Consider the following 5,455-nt stretch of genomic DNA (forward strand, 5'->3'; position numbering starts at 1 on the left):
CGTCCTCATACCAAATACCCGCCGTAAAGTCGAGGTCAGAAACACTAGCAATTTTCCAGCAATCCCAGCAATAGTCGGGGTTAGTCATGTAGGCATAGGGAATATAACAATAGCCTTTGTGTCCCCACGCCTCACCCCAAGAATTGCGGACAATAAACGCTTGAGATTTATCCGAATAGCCTACACACAGCATCGCGTGAGCGCCATGACTCTGACGACCTTCCTCACTGTTAGGATCGGGCATAGGCACCTTCCCATTCTTGCCTGCCTTGTCGAATGACTTGAAAAGCGCTAACCCAAAGACAAACGGATAGCCCTCAGCCAAACAGTGTTTCATGGAAAACAAATCAACTTTCACTTCCTCTGCTTCTTCGATGAGGAATTGCAGCGCCTCCTCGAAAGCATCATTATGCGGTTGTGCGTTGACCTTCGCGATATCATAAGGCCAGGTCTCTTCAGTACAAGCACCGAGTTCCTGCAACACCCGAATGCAAGCGGTAATGCTACTGCCCTCATCCTTTTGGTGATCTCCTAACAGCGCACGTCCGTTGTAATAGATAAACAGACGACTCACCTCTCCAGATGCTCCCAAAGATCGCTTTGCCAGGTACTCGTATGCTCCCGCGATCGCATTGGCAGCGCAACTGTTTACTGCTGACTGATCTTCTACCTGCGTCATGTGTTCACGCAAGTCAACCTTGGGAGGAAGTTCAGCCGCTTGATACCGACTTGCTGTATATTCTATGGCCTTCGGAGGTGGAGTTTGGGAACGCTGACAGCCCCCTACCATAATCTTTTTCCCTGTGGAACGCTGAATCAAGTAGTTAGGTTTGCCTTGTTTTACCATAGGATGTTGCCATTAAGGTAAACGCCAATTTAGCACATCCATCAAAAGATATATTTGGGGTTCAATGTAATTACATAATTAGGAACACTCGCATGTGATGTGTTTTCATATCAAACCCATCAGAAAGCGTAAACGCACCCGAAATCTAGCCAAAAAACATCGGTTGAATGCGTTCTTATCAATAGCGATCGCCGATTTTTTTAAGCTTTGTTGCTTAATAGGTGAATTTGACTAATCGTGGTTCTGCGTCTTTAACTGAGCCCAGCGCTGTTGAATTTCTGTAATTGAAAATAAGGTTTGAAACTTCAGCCCAACTGACTCGTAAAACTCGGCTCCACCCTGCTGTCTATCTACTACAGCAATCACCTGCTCTACCCCGTAACCGGCCTGTCGCAGCCTTTCCACCGCTTTCATTGCCGATTGTCCCGTGGTGACAACATCTTCCAAGACCACCACCTTAGCACCATCGGGTAGAGTCGGCCCCTCAATGTAAGCCATAGTACCGTGTCCTTTAGCTTCTTTACGGATAATCAGCGCAGGGATAGGTCGATTCTCTAGAGCCGAAACCACACTTACCGCACTCACAATTGGATCAGCCCCCAATGTCAAACCCGCCACCGCCTCGGTATCGCAGGGAAGCAGAGACAGGAGTAAACGCCCGATCGCTAAGGCTCCTTGGGGATGGAGCGTTACTGGCTTACCATTAATGTAGTAAGAACTGCGCTGCCCTGACGAGAGAACGAAATCTCCCTCTTTGTAAGCTTGTTGGCAAAACAAATCTAGTAAGAACTGACGCTGTTGAGTTAAATCAGTGGAGGCGTTGGAGTCAGGTGTGGTTTGAAGTGGGTCAATCATTACTTACGGTAAAATCTTGGAAAATATAGACATGATAAAGAGAGCGCATGTTGTGCGATCGCTCTTTAGATTTGCCCCTCAACCATCTTAAACTGCAATATTCAGATATTATTGAGACAATTATGAGTGTGAGGATTATGCAAATGCGGTTGACCCAGTTGATCGGTGCGTTGGTTCTTGCTGCCGCTTCTAGTGGGTTTGTCTCGGCGGCGAAGGCCCAAACCACTCCCTTAAACCCAGTGGTACAACCTACGGTTCCTCGAACAGTTGGCCTTGACACATCCTTCACTACCCCACCCAACCGTCTCGAAACCGTTTCAGAATCGTTTAATCGCGCCTTTTTCCAAGAGTCAGGAGACTTCTACCGCAACCGCAAGATTGATCGGCAAATTAACTACATTATTGGTGCCGGTGTCCCCTGGGGAGCGGGTTTTCCCGATTTAGAAATTGAGCGGGATGCTCAACGTCTCACCAACCTTTATCGAGAAACATTGGAACTCCAGGTTGCCAGCGATCCTGTGATTCGTACACCCGATCTGCCTAACCCCTTCAATTCCTCACTGCGGCTTACTTCCAGTCCGCCTCGTTTTGGCACTCGCCTAGAGGGGGGTGAGTTTATTTTTGATACTGTGCCGCCTCGATAGCCGTATTCTGGGGTTGTTGAAAAACAGGCAGTGAAAGACGAGTTTGTGATCCAGGGTGCAGGAGTTGAACCTGCCTTGGGCGAATTATGAGTTCGCTGCCTCAACCGCTCGGCCAACCCTGGCTAATCTATTATTACCATATTGCCACACTCACTTTAGCTTGAAAATAGACGCACACAGAATCAGACGCACAGAAAATCAAATCAGATAGATTTATATAGGGCAACGTTTGTGAATGTTAGCGCAGCGAAGCGTAAGCCTAGTTCATGGGTGTTTATCTAGGGGATGGCTTTCTTAAAGCAACCCATGATGGGAGTAGAGATTGGTTTTTTTCCAGTAAGTGCTAGAACAGACCACTAAAATAGAAACGGCTTGTTTGTTTTGGCATCAAGCCCTTCTCTATAAATTTTTGTATAGAATTTTTGTGTCGAACAGCTGTCGAGCTGTAAGAGAAGCATAGCTGACAGCAAGTTCGTGAAGCATGTGCAAAGAAACTTGAATCACTGATGAAATTAAACTCAACTGTGGCTCTCACCTTAATTCTGCTGGCAATGATGTTAGGTGCCGGTTTTGTGAGTTCAATGTGGGGATTCACCCTCGGTCACGAAGCCCTCAAAGGCGTTACCCAGCCGGATGTTCGCCCAGTCAAAGATATAGCGGACACACAGAAGGCTTCTCCTGGCAAAGAAGGATTAGCGATCTTGCGTGAGGATGATATCCTGACCAAGGTTAACGAATACATCAGTAACACCAGCAAGGGCGCGAAACCTGAGAACAAGAGCAAGGAATCGAAAACCGAGAACAAGGACGAGCCAGCCAAGAGCACCGATCCTTCTGATCCGAATAACCAACCGTCCCCTGAGCCGTCAGCTACTGAGGCATCCTTTACCGATGCCAATGCTAATCTCAAGTTACCCATCAAAAGTGAGGATCGGGGAGTATTGCTGGAGATACGCTCCGCTACTCAACAGGGAGGTTCTCTCTTACTGAATGTGACGCTCAAGAATCAGGGAGCCAATGCTGTACGATTCCTTTACAGCTTTTTGAATGTTACGGACGAGCAAGGTCGTGCTTTGAGCGCCATTACCGAAGGCTTGCCAGGAGAATTACCTCCCGATGGGCAGGAATATTCGGGTACAGTGAGTATCCCCTCTGCTTTGATAGAAAATGCCCAGAAGCTTTCGCTCACACTCACGGATTATCCCGATCAAAGACTTCAGCTGAAAATGTCTGAGATTCCCGTCGTTAGGTAAACCGCAAGAGCGGGACAAAACTAAACAGTAACAATTCTTTTAGGACAAGCCTTAGATTTTTCTACTTTTGATAGAGTTGCCGAATGAGCTAGTTTTCCTAACAAGGATGGGTAGAGGCTGCACCTGTCTCTACCCAGCATCTCAAGGTGCGCTATCGTTTTGCCTCCCACTCTTACAACTGTGGGCTTCCCAACTTTGCGAAAGTTTTTGTGAGCGTTTATTCTAACCTCACCAGTCAAGACATCATGCTGCGATTGTTATCAGTGCTGCTCCTGATTGCAATCAATGCGTTTTTTGTCACTGCTGAGTTTTCTATGGTATCTGTGCGGCGATCGCGCATCAATCAGCTGGCTGATGCCGGTGATGTCCAGGCACAAACAGTTCAGTCCCTGCAACGCAGCATCGAACGTTTACTTTCTACAACTCAGATCGGAATTACGCTTTCTAGCTTGGCGCTGGGCTGGATTGGTGAGACGACAATGGCGGTTCTGGTAGCATCGGGCATTGCACAACTGCCTCTGCCTCCAGGGGTTAGCCAAGTCATGGCTCATTCTCTCGCCATCCCGATCACTTTTTTCCTGATTGCCTATCTGCAAATTGTTTTGGGCGAACTCTGCCCCAAATCTGTTGCTCTACTTTACTCAGAGCAGTTGGCGCGGTTTCTCGGCCCCCCTAGCCTGGCGATCGCACGTTTTTTCAATCCCTTCATCTGGATTTTAAACCAATCGACTCGCTTGCTCCTGCGACTTGTTGGTGTCCAGTATACAGGTCAAGGCTGGTACAACCGGGTCACACCAGAAGAGTTACAACTGATTATTACCACCGAGCGCGAGTCTACGGGACTCGAAGCCGAAGAACGCGAACTCCTCAACAACGTGTTCGAGTTTGGCGAGGTTGAGGCTGTAGAGGTGATGGTTCCCCGCACCAGCATTGCCGCCATTCCCTATACGGCAACCTTCCAGACTCTGCTCGCAGAAATCGCCCAAACTGGTCACTCGCGTTATCCCGTTATGGGCGAATCCCTGGATGACATTCAGGGGATTATCTACTTCAAAGAGTTAGCCGAGCCCTTATCGCAAAGGCAGTTGACGCCAGAAACGCCGATTCAGCAATGGATTCGTCCTGCGCGGTTCGTACCGGAATCGATGCCCCTGTCGGAACTGTTGCCCTTGATGCAGCGATCGCACCTGGCAATGGTCATGGTGGTGGATGAGTTTGGTGGTACAGCAGGCTTAGTCACCTTGAAAGACTTGATTGCTGAAATTATTGGCGACAACCCTGAACCCGAAAGTACAGAAGAGTTACCTGTGCAAATTTTGGATGAACACACCTTTTTGGTGCAAGCCCAAATGGATTTGGAAGAAGTCAACGAACTTTTGGATTTAAACTTACCCTTAGCTGACGAATACCAAACGTTGGGAGGCTTCCTGCTCTACCAATTTCAGAAAATCCCTGTACAGGGTGAAACCTTGCTCTATAAAAATCTGGATCTAACCGTCGTCTCGGCTGAAGGGCCACGCCTGCACCAAATCCGCATCCAGCGTCAGGAACCAACCGCCACATCCTTAGACGACAGTACAATACCCACGATGACCCCAGAAATTGCCACAACCGATCAGGCTTTAGAGGGTGAATCAACCCGTAATGTTGATGATGCAACCTAAAACGACTCTGAATAGCGATCGCCCCACTGATTTTTCTCCCGCGAAAATGACCACCAGTAGGGCTTATGAGTTGGAGATTGACCCTTCCCGATCATTTGCTTTTCATCAAGCGACACAATTCCTTCACTTTCTCCCAGTACCCAATTCCCTGATGCAACTTTTGCGGTTGTACTCAGTCTCCAGTTCTCTGAT

General features: G+C 48.2%; 6 protein-coding genes and 1 tRNA gene. 3 read left to right on the forward strand and 4 right to left on the reverse strand.

Translation table 11 applies throughout. The annotated features are described in order from the left end of the window. The coding region (locus tag V6C93_RS13140) for a C1 family peptidase (RefSeq protein WP_333477107.1) at window positions 1–847 on the reverse strand (847 nt) is incomplete at its 3' end. Window positions 848–1,078: 231 nt separating this feature from the next. After that, window positions 1,079–1,702: an orotate phosphoribosyltransferase gene (pyrE, locus tag V6C93_RS13145; protein ID WP_333477108.1), complete on the reverse strand. Its 624-nt coding sequence runs from the start codon at window positions 1,700–1,702 to the stop codon at window positions 1,079–1,081. 47 nt (window positions 1,703–1,749) lie between these two features. On the opposite strand from pyrE, the gene V6C93_RS13150 reads away from it, so the two are divergent. Continuing rightward, window positions 1,750–2,346 (forward strand): hypothetical protein, encoded by a 597-nt coding sequence (locus V6C93_RS13150; RefSeq protein WP_333477109.1) that lies wholly within the window; start codon window positions 1,750–1,752, stop codon window positions 2,344–2,346. A gap of 49 nt (window positions 2,347–2,395) precedes the next feature. Here the strand turns inward: V6C93_RS13150 and V6C93_RS13155 are convergent. Beyond that, window positions 2,396–2,468 (reverse strand) — tRNA-Ile (locus V6C93_RS13155). A gap of 384 nt (window positions 2,469–2,852) precedes the next feature. On the opposite strand from V6C93_RS13155, the gene V6C93_RS13160 reads away from it, so the two are divergent. Further along, window positions 2,853–3,599 carry a hypothetical protein gene (locus V6C93_RS13160; RefSeq protein ID WP_333477110.1) on the forward strand — a complete coding sequence of 249 codons (747 nt, stop codon included), beginning with the start codon at window positions 2,853–2,855 and terminating at the stop codon, window positions 3,597–3,599. 245 nt (window positions 3,600–3,844) lie between these two features. Beyond that, window positions 3,845–5,263 carry a hemolysin family protein gene (locus V6C93_RS13165; RefSeq protein ID WP_349262703.1) on the forward strand — a complete coding sequence of 473 codons (1,419 nt, stop codon included), beginning with the start codon at window positions 3,845–3,847 and terminating at the stop codon, window positions 5,261–5,263. On the opposite strand, the gene V6C93_RS13170 is transcribed toward V6C93_RS13165, so the two are convergent. Next, on the reverse strand, window positions 5,260–5,455 hold a 196-nt coding region (locus tag V6C93_RS13170; protein ID WP_333477112.1), incomplete at its 5' end, for a hypothetical protein. The two genes, V6C93_RS13165 and V6C93_RS13170, sit on opposite strands and share 4 nt — an antisense overlap.

Source organism: Allocoleopsis sp., from assembly GCF_036703385.1.
Lineage (GTDB): Bacteria > Cyanobacteriota > Cyanobacteriia > Cyanobacteriales > Coleofasciculaceae > Allocoleopsis.

What these genes read in the sequence shown, in the direction of transcription:
- pyrE (WP_333477108.1), bottom strand. Translation starts at nt 1,702, where the DNA reads ATGATTGACCCACTTCAAACCACACCTGACTCCAACGCCTCCACTGAT.
- V6C93_RS13150 (WP_333477109.1), top strand. Translation starts at nt 1,750, where the DNA reads ATGTTGTGCGATCGCTCTTTAGATTTGCCCCTCAACCATCTTAAACTG.
- V6C93_RS13160 (WP_333477110.1), top strand. Translation starts at nt 2,853, where the DNA reads ATGAAATTAAACTCAACTGTGGCTCTCACCTTAATTCTGCTGGCAATG.
- V6C93_RS13165 (WP_349262703.1), top strand. Translation starts at nt 3,845, where the DNA reads ATGCTGCGATTGTTATCAGTGCTGCTCCTGATTGCAATCAATGCGTTT.